The following is a 14455-nucleotide window of genomic DNA, read 5'->3' as shown; positions in this document are numbered from 1 at the left end:
CAAAGGGACTGCTTACAAACATAAGCAGTCCCTTTTATTCATTTTCGCATTGCTCGGAATATAAAGCTTACGATGAAAATCAAAATAATCGCACCTATTAAAGCCGGAACAATCGCATATCCACCTATAACAGGTCCAAAATTACCAAATAGCGTCGTACCAAGCCAAGAACCGACAATACCAGCAATAATATTACCAATTACACCACCAGGTACATCCCTTCCAGTAAGTAAGCCTGCAAACCATCCTAATATACCACCGACAATTAAAGACCAAATCATATGAAAGCCTCCTTTATATAGAAACAAAAAATTATAATCAGAAACAATTGCTTACCATTAGTTATGTTTCATTTCTCATAAGTTATTCGTCCTTTACAAATCAATCAGATTGTACTTGCAAAATTTAAGGACAATCTGGCTTTAATATCGTCTTCATAAACTCTTCTCTAAAATCCGCAACACTTTGCCCCCTCGTTACATCATTTGTCGTACTTATCCAAATTGCTGATTCTTTATATTCAAAAATATCATCATTTATAAATGAAATGAACGGAAGTAAATCGTGAATCTGACTCCCACCAATACCCGGATACTCTTTTTTATAAAAGTTCTCATAGTAAAAATCAATCATTGGCTTAATTAATTTCGCCTGTCCGGTTCCTTGTTTATCTATAATATCGACCATTTCAGGTGTAATAAGTGCTACTTGCGTTACATTAAACGGATATATAGTAGCGTTCTGCGCATACTTCATAACAATATTCGCCGCAATTAGGTCGCCGTAAAAATTCGCTTCAGACACTGGTGTAACATTACTAGGAAATAGGAAAGCGCCTCCCATTATATAATATGAAGAAATACGATTCATTACATTTGGATACAATAAAAATAACGTTGCAAGTGTTGTCAAACGTCCCGTCTCCACAATAATAATCTCTTCTGGACACGGCTCAATTAATGTAATCAATTCACAAAAATTTTTCCTTTTACAAATCCTCATTTCAGGAGGGATTATTGGTCTTAAACCGTGATCACCATGAATTTCAGGGAAAAATAAAGGTTCTTCAGCTATCATAGGCCTACTAGCGCCCTCAATAATTTTCACTTCTGTCGCATAATATCTTTCTAAAAAATATACATTTTCCGTAACAATTTCCCTCGATACATTTTCTGCTGTATATTCTATACATGTTTGGTTAACATAACGTCCCATTATCGGTAGCAAATAATTTCATAGAATCCTTGTATGTACAGGGATTCTTGTTTTTTTGTCTATGTATCTCTTATACAGGATTTTATAGTGCGAGCGAATCAACAGACCGTAACATAAAGTGAACCTTTCCACCTCGTTAAAAGGAACCTAGCAATAGGACAAAGGGAAGTTGATCCTGGTGAATATAGGCGAAAACCATGGAAGATGTGAAGAACTTGGAAATACAGCATCGAAGAATCCCTTGGGGTACGGAGGACGGTATGTTGAGAAAGTAGTGTCTGGAACTGGGGAGACCCTCCTTTGCCCTTTCTTTCAGAAAGGAGAGAGAAAGCCTATAAGCATATGCGAAATGGTGGACTGTAAAATAGACAAATTAACTTGATCCTATGATGTAACTGGCAATTAATTTATGTATGTTTCGGAATAACCCAATATATATTAATAACTTCGAAATATTGTATAACAACTAATTTTTATGCATTATTGATTAGCATTGCTTATTGTGCTAACGAATCAGGATAGTATGGCGACCAACTAAATGGTTGCTTATCCTCAATTATTAAAAGGAAAGTTCTATCATTTCGCGAATTTATTAGACATAGACGAGTGCTATAATTTTCTATATCTCCATAAAGAGGTGACTACGCATGAATCAAAGACCGTCAGAAGAAGAATACGCTGGGGGCTCCGGCGAATATATCCGTTTGGTGCCGGACGGTAACATCATCGACATTCTACTCGCCCAGGAAAAGCAAATGACCGAGCTCCTGGCATCGTTGACCGAAAGCCAGGCCGCATATCGGTATGCGGAAGGAAAATGGACGCTGAAAGAAGTCGTGGGCCACATCGTAGACGCGGAACGCGTCATGACCTACCGCCTGCTCCGGTTCGCAAGAGGGGACCAGACGCCTCTGACCGGTTTCGATCAGGAATTATTCATCCCTCCTTTCGGAAGCTGGACAACCGCGCAATTGGCCGAAGACTACCGGGCCGTACGGCAAGCAACAATCACATTGCTGCGCGGGCTACCGGCGGAGGCGTGGACCCGCAAGGGCATAGCCAACAACCTAAGCATTACGGCGCGCGGCCTCGCGTACGGCATCGCAGGACACGAACTTCATCACATGAAGGTCATCCGAAATCGGTACTTGAGTTAATCGTCGGCTGAGGCCTTTGGAATTGAACTAACGGGTAACTTTAACAAAATAAGGAATACAATTAAACAGCCTAAAATATGCAAGTTTTTATGCATAACTGCTTGCGTATTTTGGCTATTTTTGCATTCATAAAAAATACTGCTATAAGTAAACAGCATTTTTAAATTTCCAAATACACCCCATGACATCAATGGGACTTAGCGTATTTAAAATAAGCCTTTTTCTGAAGACCAGGCTCTTATCGTAGGATTTTTACAAAAAGCTGACGGTACCCCATTAAGAACAGAAAAGCGAGTGCTCCTATCTTACTAACATTCTCAAGGATCATTTTCGAAAACCACCTACTTTATAATTTATATTATATCAATAATCCACTATCTTACTCGCATATTGTCCCTGTATTCTTGATTACTGCTTCTTCTTTCTGCTGTCATATAACGACTTCCCTACCATGATGAGAAATATAATAAATATAGTTATATAAGGGTTATCGAAAACTAGGAAATATACACTAACTGCAAACATAAATGCTAAAATTAAATATCCCAATTCCCTCACCTCGTTACACCAAAAATATATTCATACTTTTTATGTTCTTTCCTTCTTATTTAAGGTTTTAAAGCCTGTTTTTCTACCATAAACAGGCTCTTTTATTTTCATAAAACCCCAAATTAAACAGTAAGACTCTCACCTCAAAAATAGACATTAGATATCTAATTTTAAAAATTCGTTTGCTTCATCTATTAATCATCGGGGGATTTGCTCCCTCCACTGACAGAGCCAATCGCACGTACTTATGTATCTATTCCAAGTGTAACCCCTAAATTACAAGCTGTCACTAAACTTAACTACTAAAGTACTTTTGATTGAATGTATTTTTTTATCATAAACCTTAAACCACTTTTCTATTATTTTTCATACGAATAAAACGCTTGTTAATTATATAAAAAACACATAATAAAACAATTTTTTTATATTGAAATCTTACATCAACATATCTGCAAAGAAGTCCCTACATTATTCTTTCGTTTCATATGCTTGGGCAAGTGGTGTAATTTTATAACCCAGCTGATTAAAATCACCAAATCCATAAAGTCGATAACCTGTTAAGTCAATATCAAAATCTTTACTATAATCATATTCAAAACAGTCTTTGATATCTTAGGTGTTGTGTATGATTGTACGCTGTCACAAAGTTTCCAAGTTGCATAATATTTTTAAAAACACCTATTTAATAGGTTTATTTGTTATGCAAATCTTTAGTGTAGTCGTAGAAATTTCAAAAAACACATTCACATATACCCTCTTGTCCCCCTTAGCTTGATGGGTATGTGTCTTCACCCCTCTTCAGCATAATCTACTATCATTATTATGCGAAAAAGACAAGGTGGTGAAACCGCACAAAATAATAAAAGCCGCCTATTTATTGGCGACTTCTATCTTTTTATAAGATAAATATGCTAATACATTTTTACTGGAATCATATTTTGGATTATTGCCTCTTCTGGGTTCTCTCATATGTGTTTTTTCAAAACCAGGAATGTCCGGCATTTTCTCCATAAATTCAAGCATTTCTTCCTCAGTTCCTTCAATACGTACACGAATCATTATTACTATTCCTCAATTCTCATTTTCTCTGTACTAAGTATATCGTACTTCGGAAAGACTGCAACATATTTATTCTGCTATTTGCCGGGCAGCTCGATTGGTGAGGCTGATAATCGGTAGGAGTGAACACCCTCCCACGGACTAAAGTTTCACTTTATCTTTTTAGTGTTGTACTTTTTTTACATATAAACATTGCCATTTCAGTATAGAACGACTCTACTTTATGATTTTCAAATTGAATATGAAAGTATTCTTTCATTTCGTTTGGTGTTTTCATCATACACTCTGTTAACTTTTCACGTTTTTGCATCGGTACGTCCATCATGTCACACCACCAGTCGAAATCGAACTTTTTATCAAAGGTGAAACATGACTGCATTTGTAAACTGTTTTTTTCCAATAACGTAATCCATTCTGTTTTTTTCAAAGCTCGCTCATGACTCGGATCTCGTTTCTTTTCTATAAAGTTATAGAAAGTATCAAATTCATTATTTTCTGGTGATACATTATCTATTAATATAAATAGCCCCTTATCTTGTAACGTACGATTTACCTCAAAAATAAATTGCACCGGATTCGTAAAATGATGTGCTGCAATACGGCATGTAATTGTATCAAAAGAATGGTCTGCAAATGGTAAATTTTCTGCGTTTCCAGCTACAAAAGACACATTTTCATGGCCATTTTGCTTTATAAAACCTTTCGCTTTTTCCAACATCTTTTCTGTTAAATCAAGTGCAACTACCTCTTCAAACATAGGTGCTAATATATTTGCAACATGTCCACCACCAGTAGCAATATCAAGAAGACGAGTATTATGGCGAGTTTCAACTTGTTGAACTACATGTTGTAAATCCGGTCCTTGAGCATGTATTTTACTTTTCACATACTTTTCTGCATTACTACCAAACTGCTTCTTTACAAGCTCTTCTTTGCTCATTTTTTCATCTTCTTTCTATTGTTATTTACATATTCGATTCATATAATTATTACAATTCTCTTAATGTATTTTCAAATCCTCTTTTCATCTCACTTCTTATCATAATTTCCTATCATCAAAATAATATAATTTTACGTTTTATCATTAAACAAAAAAGGCTACGGGAACTTGTCCCATAACCTGACTAAATCTTTATTGAATTTTTATTTATTTATATCTATATAGTATAAATCCTCTTTCAACTTCATAATAACATCTACTTCGTTATAAGTAGCCTCACGAGCATGTAAACCAAATTGATCCATGCCAATCCATATCCACCCAGGTGTATGATATAAAACATCTACGTTAAAATAATCTAATTTAGTAAGCTCCGATGTAATAAATTTATCTTTATTAGCGATTTGTTTATCTATTAAACCATATTCTTTTCCATTTTCAAATAGCGATATACAATTCCCTACAATCGGATGTTCACGAACAATAAAATGATACTCCTTTTCTTCTACATTTGCCACAATCAAACGAGAAACAGATAAATCCGAGCCCGAATTCGACATATTTGTTTATTCACCTCCTTATATAGGTTTCTTAAATATAATAACAGATGAATATTCAGATTAAGTTAATGTAATGTAAAAAATAAAAAAGCTGACTTCCCTTTAGAAATCAGCCTTTATAATTTGATCAACTTTATACTTTTACAAATTATTATAATGTTTCTTTTTCATCATCATTTCCGGAAACTAAACTTCCTATAGCATCTGCTGTTACTTCTACTACAAATTCACAAATTCCAGCTACAACTTCTCCAATTACTTCATCCATCTTTTTACCCCCTTATTTTATGGAACTTATTTGTATTATAGTAGCAATTGATTAATTGAAACTATCGGAAAAGGTGACACAAACCTTACAAATTTGTAAGCTCTTTCATCTTCCCGCTTATCCTCTTTCAAACTCCAAGTATTTTTAATAGGGATATCGGCTATCATAATATGAAGCAAGATATAACCAAGTTAGAGGAGGCGTTTAAAATATATTACGTAAAATTAATTAAAGGTCAATCCTTTTATGCTTTTAATCGTCGTTTTTTAGTATCTCAAGAAGAAGAAGTTTCGGAAAAGACGTATAATTACTTACGCCGAAATGAATTCTTCGAAGTACGTAAAGAAGAATTTTCTGCCTAATTTACATTGAAAGGTCAAACCCCTCTCACATGAGAGGGGTTTGACCTTTTTTATTTCCTATATCGATGTTTATCGATTCTTTTATAAATTGATACGTTTCTAATTCTAATTCTGTCACTTTTTTCTATATATACCAGATTCATTAAAAATTATCCATAACCAAGCTTTAAACAAGTCTTTTTTTAATTGACCTGTTATATAAACTCCTGTTTTCATAGCTTGTTCTTCATGTAATAAAATATATTCTCTTTCATTCTCTAATAAACATAACGTTTCTCCAACTATTTCATCTTTACGAAGGAGAAATTTGTATACTTCCTCTTCAAACTTTACACTAATCAAATATGTGCTACATGGATTTACTTCATATAGATGCGTTTCTATACTATTCACCTCCTATCAATAATCACATTTCAACATCCCGATATTTAAATAAAAATAGTATTATATAAGAATTTACAATTGGATTACACATTCATATTTTTACACTATTTCAATATATAAACCTGCTAACATTTCGACAAATCAAAAAAATTGAAATCCACTAATGAAACACGTATTATAGACTCTGACTCTAAAAAAGGGCGTAAAAAAATAATACATAAATAAGGAGATTTTATATACGAGTTTTTCATTTTAAAAGACGGAGAGGTTTTATATTATGTGGCGTAATAAAAACGTTTGGATTGTTCTAATTGGGGAATTTATTGCTGGTCTAGGATTATGGCTTGGTATACTTGGTAACCTTGAATTCATGCAAAAATATGTCCCTTCTGATTTCATGAAATCAGTTATATTATTTATCGGACTATTAGCAGGTGTTCTAGTTGGTCCTATGGCTGGCCGTGTCATCGATCAGTATGAAAAGAAGAAAATTCTTCTATATGCTGGCTTTGGTCGGGTTTTAAGTGTTATTTTTATGTTTTTCGCTATTCAATATGAAAGTATCGCCTTTATGGTTGCATTTATGGTTGCACTTCAAATTTCAGCAGCATTTTATTTTCCCGCACTACAATCTGTAATCCCTCTAATTGTTAGTGAACATGAGTTATTACAGATGAATGGTGTACATATGAATGTTGGTACAATCGCTCGTATTGCAGGTACTTCACTAGGTGGAATTCTTTTAGTTGTAATGAGTTTACAGTATATGTATGCTTTCTCTATGGCAGCATACGCTTTATTATTCCTCTCAACTTTCTTCCTACAATTTGAAGACAAGAAATCAACAAAACCAAGTAAACAAGCCGCAAAAGACAATAGCTTTATGGAAGTATTTCGTATTTTAAAAGGAATTCCTATTGCTTTTACAGCACTTATATTAAGTATTATTCCTCTGTTATTTATAGCTGGATTTAATTTAATGGTTATTAATATTAGCGAAATGCAACATGATCCAACGATTAAAGGATTCATATATACAATTGAAGGTGTCGCATTTATGCTAGGTGCCTTCGTTATTAAACGTCTATCTGATCATTTCAAACCTGAAAAGTTACTATATTTCTTCGCAGTTTGTACTGCGTTCGCACACCTTTCGCTATTCTTTAGCGATGTAAAATGGATGGCTCTTGTATCATTTGGTTTATTTGGATTTAGTGTTGGCTGTTTCTTCCCAATAATGTCGACAATCTTCCAAACGAAAGTAGAAAAAAGTTATCACGGACGTCTCTTCTCGTTTCGTAATATGTTTGAGAGGGTTATGTTCCAAATCGTTTTACTCGGCACTGGCTTCTTCTTAGACACGATTGGATTACAGTACATGGTCTTAATTTTCGGGGTCATTTCCTTGTTAATTATTTTTATTTCTTTATCAAAACAGAAACAATATGAAAAACAGCCTTCGCAATCTGCGAATTTATAGTATAAACACCTTAGGCATGGATTTAGTTTTATACTGGACCATGCCTTTTTGTTTTATAATAATCCCATTTATTACGTTTATCGAAAATGTTTAAAGGAGTAAACCATCTTACTTGCGAATACATTATATAGCATATTATCTATAAAAAAGGGGGGGTAAAGATGTCTGATGGTATGCAGTTATTTATTATTTTTCTTTTTGATATTATTATGTTTGGCATCATTAATTTTTTAGCTATTTCCCTATCTCAACATAGCTTTAAAAGAAGAATTGTGGCAGGTTTTGTATTCTTACTATTAACTCCTTTAGTCTTTTTCAGCACTTTGACCTTCGCTTCTATATTTGATAAAGGTGGATTTGGATCAGCTACCTTGGCCTTCATTATTTCAGGTATATATATTTTAAATGGAATAATCATCCTTCTTTCCTCTACATTAATCCCCATAAAATCATAACAAAAAGTATACTGTTAGGCATGAATTCTAGTATCACGCTAGATTCATGCCTATTATTTTCCCCACCGCTTTTCCCAATTTTTATGTGAAATTTAGTAATTCTTTATAAAAATTTAAACTTTATTTTTTACAATATTCATATCGTACGTTTTATAAGCATTACATACGAAAGGAGAACAAAATGAAAAAATTTCTATTAATATCTCCTATACTCGCCATTCTTCTTAGTGGGTGCAGCAATAATGATATATACGGTTCTTGGGAAATCGTTGACAATAAAAATGGGGAATGTCCTGTATCTTATAAATTTGAAACAATTGTAAAAGAGGAAAAGAAAGTAGAAATTGTACAAAATTTAGTGGAAATGCAAACGACAAATAAAAAAGAAGATTTATATAAAGGTTCGTTTGTAAATAACTCTAGCTTATACCACATTGATTATGGTAACTCCTTTACATCGGATCAATCTTTAAAAATTGTCGATAATAAATTAATTGTATATTTTACTAATGCTGAAAAAATATGTACATATAAAAAAACAAGTGATTAACTATAGGGATTTTACAAAACCGCAAAATATATTTTTGCGGTTTTGTACTATAGATGCTAAAAATATTTCCCCTTTTAAATCCTCTAATTATAATATAGAATTAATTAATAAACAATTTTTATTGTGAGGTGTTTTTTTGAGGAGCTTAAGTTCTTTAATTATATCAACAGTTTGTTCCGTAATCCTTATTCTATGGAGTGCTATTTTATTCTATGAAAAATTCACTACAGGGAATTCATACTATTGGCTTAGCGGCATAATAGGTGTGGTGTTCGTATTCTTTTTAATACAAAATATCCGAGATATTATAAACAAAAACTATAAAACATCTTAACTGTTTTAGAAGAAATATATAATACTCTAATCCTTCCTCTAAATTTGTCAATCGTTTTAATTTTCATAAAAAAATGATAAAATATAAACATGTGTTTTCAGAATAATTAAAAACGCAGAAAGAAAACACAGTTTTTAGGAGGGGTTTTGATGACTTACACGTTAGCAACTAGAATGAAAGCATTCCAATCTTCTATTTTTAGTGAATTAGGGGCCTATAAAAAAGAGAAAATTGCAGCAGGGCATAAAATGATTGATTTAAGTATCGGGAATCCTGATATGCCTCCTGCTGACTTCGTAAGAGAAGCACTGGTACATACAGCGAGTGAAAAAGAAAGCTATGGATATACATTAGCAGGTATACAAGAATTTCACGAATCTGTAACTGAATATTACAACAACACTCATAACGTTATATTAAACGCTGAAAAAGAAGTTTTATTATTAATGGGTTCACAAGACGGACTCGTTCATTTACCTATGGTTTATGCAAATCCTAGAGATATAATATTAGTTCCTGATCCAGGATATACAGCTTATGAAACAGGTATTCAAATGGCCGGTGCAACATCTTACTACATGCCATTAAAAAAAGAAAATGATTTCTTACCTAATTTAGAAGTTATTCCTAAAGAAATCGCCGATAAAGCGAAGATGATGATTTTGAACTTCCCAGGGAACCCAGTTCCAGCAATGGCTCATGAAGATTTCTTTAAAGAAGTAATCGCATTCGCGAAAAAACATAATATTATCGTTGTTCATGATTTTGCTTATGCTGAATTTTATTTTGATGGCCAAAAACCAATTAGCTTCTTATCTGTACCTGGCGCAAAAGAAGTTGGCGTTGAAATTAACTCTTTATCTAAAAGTTATAGTTTAGCAGGTAGCCGTATTGGGTATATGATTGGTAACGAAGAAATTGTCGGCGCGCTTACGCAATTTAAGTCTAATACAGATTACGGTGTGTTTTTACCAATTCAAAAAGCAGCATGTACTGCACTTAGAAATGGCGCTGCATTTTGTGAAAAAAACCGCGGTATTTATCAAGAACGTAGAGATACTTTAGTCGATGGATTCCGAACATTTGGCTGGAACGTCGATAGACCAGCTGGCAGTATGTTCGTCTGGGCTGAAATTCCAAAAGGGTGGACTTCTCTAGAATTCGCTTATGCATTAATGGATCGCGCAAATGTCGTTGTCACACCAGGTCATGCTTTCGGCCCTCATGGTGAAGGCTTTGTACGTATTGCACTTGTTCAAGATAAAGCAGTATTACAAGAAGCAGTTGAAAACATTAAAAACAGTGGTATTTTCTCTCTTGGAAAAGTAGAGGAACTAGTTAAAAATTAATAATAACTCCCCTGCTTAACTTTAGCAGGGGTATTATTATTCCTGGAGGTACGCTATGAATATTAAAGATACTCTTCCCCATCGCTATCCATTTTTAATGATTGATAAAATTACAAACGTTAAAGAATCACAATCAGCTACAGGATACAAACTGATCACAAATAACGAGTGGTTTATTAATGACAATCAAAGATGTATGCCTCATATGCTAATTGTAGAAGCACTGGCTCAACTTAGTGCCTTTGTAAGTACAGGTGAATCTGTAGGGCTTGGCTTCCTCTCCTCTTTAGATGGGGTAAAATTTCATAAAAATGCGTATCCTGGTGATAAACTTGATTTACATTATGAGCTAACACGTAACCGACGAGGTTTTATTCTCGGCAAAGGAACTGCAACTGTTAACGATCAACTAATTGTTACAGTGGAGAAACTATTAATTTATCAAGCTGATTAAACAACACATAGTTAGGAGTAGAAAAATGCAGCGTGCTATCGGGATTGATGCTGGAGGAACATTAACGAAAATTGTTTACTATAACGTAGAGAATAAAATATCTTTTGAGAAATTTTATTCATATGACCATCAAAAGATTAAAGAATGGCTTCATCAAAACAAATTCATTACAAAATTATGCATTACAGGTGGTAAAGCGGCCCAATTGCAAGATTTACTTTCGGATTCATATGAGACAGTAACATTAAATGAATTCGATGCTACTATAACAGGTGTGCACTATATCCTAAACAAAGAAAAGCAAACTATCAATAATTTTGTATTAACAAATATCGGTACAGGTACATCGATTCACTACGTTCATGACAAGCGATATGTTCGTGCCGGTGGAACTGGTGTTGGCGGCGGTACAATTATGGGGCTTTCAAAACTGTTAACAAATATTGATCAGTTTGAAGATGTAATCCCTCTAACAAGAGTAGGATCTAGAAAAGATTTAGATATTACAGTTGGAGATATTTATGACGGTATTCTTTCCCCCATTGATAATAGCTTAACAGCTAGCAATTTCGGGAAAGTAGCCATTACAGAGTCACATTTTAATAGCTCAGATATACTTGCTACCATTCAAGGACTTGTAGGTGAAGTTGTTACTGCATTAAGCCTTCAATTCGCCGAAGCTAAAAATATTGACCATATTATTTACATCGGTTCTACTCTATGTAATAACGGACATCTTCAAAGAATTATAAGTAGCTATACAGAATATCAAAACAAAATACCAGTCTTCCTACAAGATGATGGTTACAGCGGTGCAATTGGTGCTTTGCTTCATGTCACGAATTAAAAAAGCTGACTTGTGTCAGCTTTTTTGCAATGGTACTTCAAATTCAATAATTGACTCTCCGTTCTCCCCAATACGTTCTACACTAATTCTATTAATTACACACGTTAACTTCTCATGAAAACTAGGAATATCATTAACTACTTCCACAGCTCGCTCGGCACATTCTTTTCTCCCTACTGTTATATGCGGTATGTACGGAATGTCCCCTTCCAAAAATTGTGATAATAGTCCTGTATACAGGATATCATGTAGTTCTTCTATTTGTTCTTTTCCCTTTTCAACTCGTAAAAACAAATATTCTCCTTCACTCGTAATTTGATTCGCAAATTCAATTTCAATACTCTGTATCCCTTTTGACACATACAAAATATGTAATTTCAGCTCATCATTTGAAATCGAACTTTCAAATGGAAATACAATTGTAATATGCGGTGGGATTAGTCCGAATAAAGGATCATGTTTTTGTCTAATACTCTCTATTTCATTGATGGACATGTTATTTAGAAAAAGTAAAATTGTACGCATTTTTATCCACCCTACTTCCCCTCATTTTTTATATTTATCATATTGTATCGCAGTTTGCACTTCAACAAATTATTTTGCTTGTTATATAAAGTGAAACTTTATATAACAAGCAATTCTCCACCGAATGATATACGTTACTGCAAAGACCTAAAATAATAAACCAATCGTTTGTTGATCTAAATCAACAATATATTGTCTTGAACCATATCTTGAAATATCAGATTCAATTGTTTCTGCAATTTGTATGTATATTAATTTATTTTGTTCTAGAGTAGGTTTCACGATTTCACCACCAGATAAATTTTTAACAATCGCTAACACATCGGTATTATTTCCAACGTATGTCCCGGTATATTTTTTAATAGCCCCAAGTTCGATATGTGATATTTCTTTTACTTGTTCCCCATTAGAACAAGCGGTAACAAATAAAAAAAATGTTAGCATAACACCTGCTAATCCATTCATATACTTCATTAGACACCCCAAAGTTCTATTTATTATCCAATCAATACAATGTATCCTTATAATCCCCTTTAATATATACGCATTTTAATCAAAATTAAAAATTTTCAATTTTTATGTTTACAATTATCCATTAATTGTATATACTTACTAACGTAAGAAAAATATTCTAAAAGGAGGTCGAAGGAAATGATGAAATTACATTTACATGCTTTAACTTTAGCGTTAACTGCACCTGTGTTTTTCGGACAATTAAATATGAATTCGACCACCCTAACGGAGAATTGAAAATCGTACTTTATTTCTATTAATTCATAAATTCGCCACAGGAGGTCGTATACTTTCCTGTGGCTTTTTCACGCCTAGCCATAGGAGAACTATATCTTCCTGTGGCTTTTTTGTGCGATTTTTTAGTCTCTTACATTATTTTTTAAAGAAAGGAGCAACATTCGATGACTATTAGCGTATTGTTTTTAAGTATTACGATTCAAAGAAATACAATTTCCAAAGCTGAAATTTTTCATAATGAGCAGATTGAAAAAGCTATGAATGATGTTAAGGAGCGCCAAGTGCTGTATTGTGATCACCTGTAATTCCTTTTCGAAAGGAGGAATTCGTCTATGACTTTCCATATTTTCTTTTTTACGACTGCACTTCAGAAAAAAACATTATCTGAAGATGAAATTATTCGTAAACAACAATTAAAACAAACAACTGATAAATTAACTGACATTAGAAGTACGTACTATACACAAATGTGTTAAAAATATATTTTAAAGGGGCAATATCTTAATGAAATTCAAAGCATTCTTTTTAACCATTACTATTCAAAAACGTAAGCTTTCACAAAATGAGGTTTTACACGATCAACACGTTCAAAATACTATGGACGAAGTAAAAGAGCTGCAATCCTCTTTTTACAACCGTCTTTTCTAAATAATTCTTAAAGGGGCCATTATCTAATGAAATTTAAAGTATTCTTCTTAACCATTACCATTCAAAAAAATAAATTTTCTGGGTCTGAAATACTTCATGAACGACAAATTAATCAGGCTATGGATCATGTAAAAGAAAGACAAAGTCATTACTGTAGTCATCTGTAATTCCGATTTGAAAGGAGGAATTCACTTATGAAGTTTCACCTTTTCTTTTTAACTATTACGATTCAAAAAGAAACGATGTCTCAAAATGAATTAAAACAAGAGCAACAATATAAACAAATTATTGATGAAATTCGTGATCGTAGAAGCAAATACTACACTCACCTATAATCGTTTAAATATAACAAATTGAAAGGAGTCGATTATGATGTTGATAGCACGGTGTAAAGAAATGATTTGGATAGTTCAGAGGGATTCCACATAGTTTTATAGGGATCATATCACACAGGCTTACCGTTGAATTTGATATGTAAAAAATATATATTAAAACTATATTAGTACACTTTTAAATATTAATTTACAAACAAAGATACACCACTTAAAAAGCGGTGTATCTTTGTCAAC

The 14455-nt window shown here is 33.2% G+C and carries 21 protein-coding genes and 1 pseudogene; 13 read left to right on the top strand and 9 right to left on the bottom strand.

Annotation, left to right across the window (positions count from 1 at the left end):
* Positions 1 to 38: 38 nt before the first annotated feature.
* The gene (locus COC96_RS06240) at positions 39 to 281 is read right to left on the bottom strand and encodes a GlsB/YeaQ/YmgE family stress response membrane protein (RefSeq protein ID WP_098768503.1); all 243 of its coding nucleotides are present in this window, start codon (positions 279 to 281) and stop codon (positions 39 to 41) included.
* Between the two features lie 124 nt (positions 282 to 405).
* On the bottom strand, positions 406 to 1215 hold the full coding sequence (locus COC96_RS06235) for a nucleoside hydrolase (protein WP_373604883.1): 810 nt from the start codon (positions 1213 to 1215) through the stop codon (positions 406 to 408).
* A 647-nt stretch (positions 1216 to 1862) separates the two neighbouring features.
* On the opposite strand from COC96_RS06235, the gene COC96_RS06225 reads away from it, so the two are divergent.
* Positions 1863 to 2372, top strand: a complete 510-nt coding sequence (locus COC96_RS06225; protein WP_098266425.1) for a DinB family protein — start codon at positions 1863 to 1865, stop codon at positions 2370 to 2372.
* Positions 2373 to 3404: 1032 nt separating this feature from the next.
* On the opposite strand, the pseudogene COC96_RS28675 reads toward COC96_RS06225, so the two are convergent.
* From COC96_RS28675 to COC96_RS06205, 4 genes and pseudogenes are all read right to left on the bottom strand, one after another.
* Positions 3405 to 3497 (bottom strand): annotated as a pseudogene (locus COC96_RS28675) (DUF3888 domain-containing protein); the annotation flags it as partial.
* A 294-nt stretch (positions 3498 to 3791) separates the two neighbouring features.
* On the bottom strand, positions 3792 to 3980 hold the full coding sequence (locus COC96_RS06215) for a DUF3970 family protein (protein WP_071711923.1): 189 nt from the start codon (positions 3978 to 3980) through the stop codon (positions 3792 to 3794).
* 154 nt (positions 3981 to 4134) lie between these two features.
* Positions 4135 to 4920 (bottom strand): class I SAM-dependent methyltransferase, encoded by a 786-nt coding sequence (locus COC96_RS06210; RefSeq protein ID WP_098266424.1) that lies wholly within the window; start codon positions 4918 to 4920, stop codon positions 4135 to 4137.
* A gap of 203 nt (positions 4921 to 5123) precedes the next feature.
* Positions 5124 to 5480: a hypothetical protein gene (locus COC96_RS06205; RefSeq protein WP_098266423.1), complete on the bottom strand. Its 357-nt coding sequence runs from the start codon at positions 5478 to 5480 to the stop codon at positions 5124 to 5126.
* Between the two features lie 477 nt (positions 5481 to 5957).
* Here COC96_RS06205 and COC96_RS06195 point away from each other — a divergent pair, with 477 nt between their 5' ends.
* Positions 5958 to 6110 (top strand): YqbF domain-containing protein, encoded by a 153-nt coding sequence (locus tag COC96_RS06195; protein WP_071712142.1) that lies wholly within the window; start codon positions 5958 to 5960, stop codon positions 6108 to 6110.
* A 114-nt stretch (positions 6111 to 6224) separates the two neighbouring features.
* On the opposite strand, the gene COC96_RS27935 is transcribed toward COC96_RS06195, so the two are convergent.
* Entirely contained in the window at positions 6225 to 6452 is a 228-nt protein-coding gene (locus COC96_RS27935; RefSeq protein WP_225316026.1) for a hypothetical protein, read from the bottom strand.
* 319 nt (positions 6453 to 6771) lie between these two features.
* Here COC96_RS27935 and COC96_RS06185 point away from each other — a divergent pair, with 319 nt between their 5' ends.
* The 6 genes from COC96_RS06185 to coaW all read left to right on the top strand — a co-directional run bounded on the left by COC96_RS06185 (position 6772) and on the right by coaW (position 11963).
* Positions 6772 to 7974 carry an MFS transporter gene (locus COC96_RS06185; RefSeq protein WP_098768502.1) on the top strand — a complete coding sequence of 401 codons (1203 nt, stop codon included), beginning with the start codon at positions 6772 to 6774 and terminating at the stop codon, positions 7972 to 7974.
* Between the two features lie 161 nt (positions 7975 to 8135).
* On the top strand, positions 8136 to 8429 hold the full coding sequence (locus COC96_RS06180; protein ID WP_098266420.1) for a hypothetical protein: 294 nt from the start codon (positions 8136 to 8138) through the stop codon (positions 8427 to 8429).
* A gap of 181 nt (positions 8430 to 8610) precedes the next feature.
* Entirely contained in the window at positions 8611 to 8979 is a 369-nt protein-coding gene (locus COC96_RS06175) for a hypothetical protein (RefSeq protein WP_098768501.1), read from the top strand.
* 483 nt (positions 8980 to 9462) lie between these two features.
* Positions 9463 to 10662 (top strand): LL-diaminopimelate aminotransferase, encoded by a 1200-nt coding sequence (locus tag COC96_RS06165; protein ID WP_142339960.1) that lies wholly within the window; start codon positions 9463 to 9465, stop codon positions 10660 to 10662.
* A 55-nt stretch (positions 10663 to 10717) separates the two neighbouring features.
* Positions 10718 to 11116, top strand: coding sequence for a 3-hydroxyacyl-ACP dehydratase FabZ family protein (locus COC96_RS06160; RefSeq protein ID WP_098768499.1), 399 nt, complete (start codon positions 10718 to 10720; stop codon positions 11114 to 11116).
* A 25-nt stretch (positions 11117 to 11141) separates the two neighbouring features.
* On the top strand, positions 11142 to 11963 hold the full coding sequence (coaW, locus tag COC96_RS06155) for a type II pantothenate kinase (protein ID WP_098266416.1): 822 nt from the start codon (positions 11142 to 11144) through the stop codon (positions 11961 to 11963).
* A gap of 15 nt (positions 11964 to 11978) precedes the next feature.
* On the opposite strand, the gene COC96_RS06150 is transcribed toward coaW, so the two are convergent.
* Together COC96_RS06150 and COC96_RS27930 are read right to left on the bottom strand one after the other, a co-directional pair.
* Positions 11979 to 12488: a 2'-5' RNA ligase family protein gene (locus tag COC96_RS06150; protein ID WP_098266415.1), complete on the bottom strand. Its 510-nt coding sequence runs from the start codon at positions 12486 to 12488 to the stop codon at positions 11979 to 11981.
* Positions 12489 to 12635: 147 nt separating this feature from the next.
* Positions 12636 to 12962 (bottom strand): hypothetical protein, encoded by a 327-nt coding sequence (locus COC96_RS27930; RefSeq protein WP_225316025.1) that lies wholly within the window; start codon positions 12960 to 12962, stop codon positions 12636 to 12638.
* Positions 12963 to 13402: 440 nt separating this feature from the next.
* On the opposite strand from COC96_RS27930, the gene COC96_RS06135 reads away from it, so the two are divergent.
* Genes COC96_RS06135 through COC96_RS06115 form a run of 5 tightly spaced genes read left to right on the top strand, consistent with a single transcriptional unit; the run spans position 13403 to position 14221 of the window.
* Complete coding sequence (locus tag COC96_RS06135; RefSeq protein ID WP_000156185.1) at positions 13403 to 13543, top strand: YrzI family small protein; 141 nt, start codon at positions 13403 to 13405, stop codon at positions 13541 to 13543.
* Between the two features lie 27 nt (positions 13544 to 13570).
* The gene (locus COC96_RS06130; protein WP_000142705.1) at positions 13571 to 13714 is read left to right on the top strand and encodes a YrzI family small protein; all 144 of its coding nucleotides are present in this window, start codon (positions 13571 to 13573) and stop codon (positions 13712 to 13714) included.
* A gap of 28 nt (positions 13715 to 13742) precedes the next feature.
* On the top strand, positions 13743 to 13886 hold the full coding sequence (locus COC96_RS06125) for a YrzI family small protein (protein ID WP_088229388.1): 144 nt from the start codon (positions 13743 to 13745) through the stop codon (positions 13884 to 13886).
* 26 nt (positions 13887 to 13912) lie between these two features.
* A complete protein-coding gene (locus COC96_RS06120) occupies positions 13913 to 14053 on the top strand; it encodes a YrzI family small protein (protein ID WP_098266412.1) in 141 nt (46 codons plus the stop codon).
* A gap of 27 nt (positions 14054 to 14080) precedes the next feature.
* Positions 14081 to 14221, top strand: coding sequence for a YrzI family small protein (locus tag COC96_RS06115; RefSeq protein WP_088229391.1), 141 nt, complete (start codon positions 14081 to 14083; stop codon positions 14219 to 14221).
* Positions 14222 to 14455: the final 234 nt, after the last annotated feature.

The organism is Bacillus cereus, assembly GCF_002577405.1.
GTDB lineage: Bacteria > Bacillota > Bacilli > Bacillales > Bacillaceae_G > Bacillus_A > Bacillus_A cereus_AU.
The sequence above is the reverse complement of the archived record's forward strand: the minus strand, read 5'-3'. Positions and strand labels throughout refer to the sequence as shown.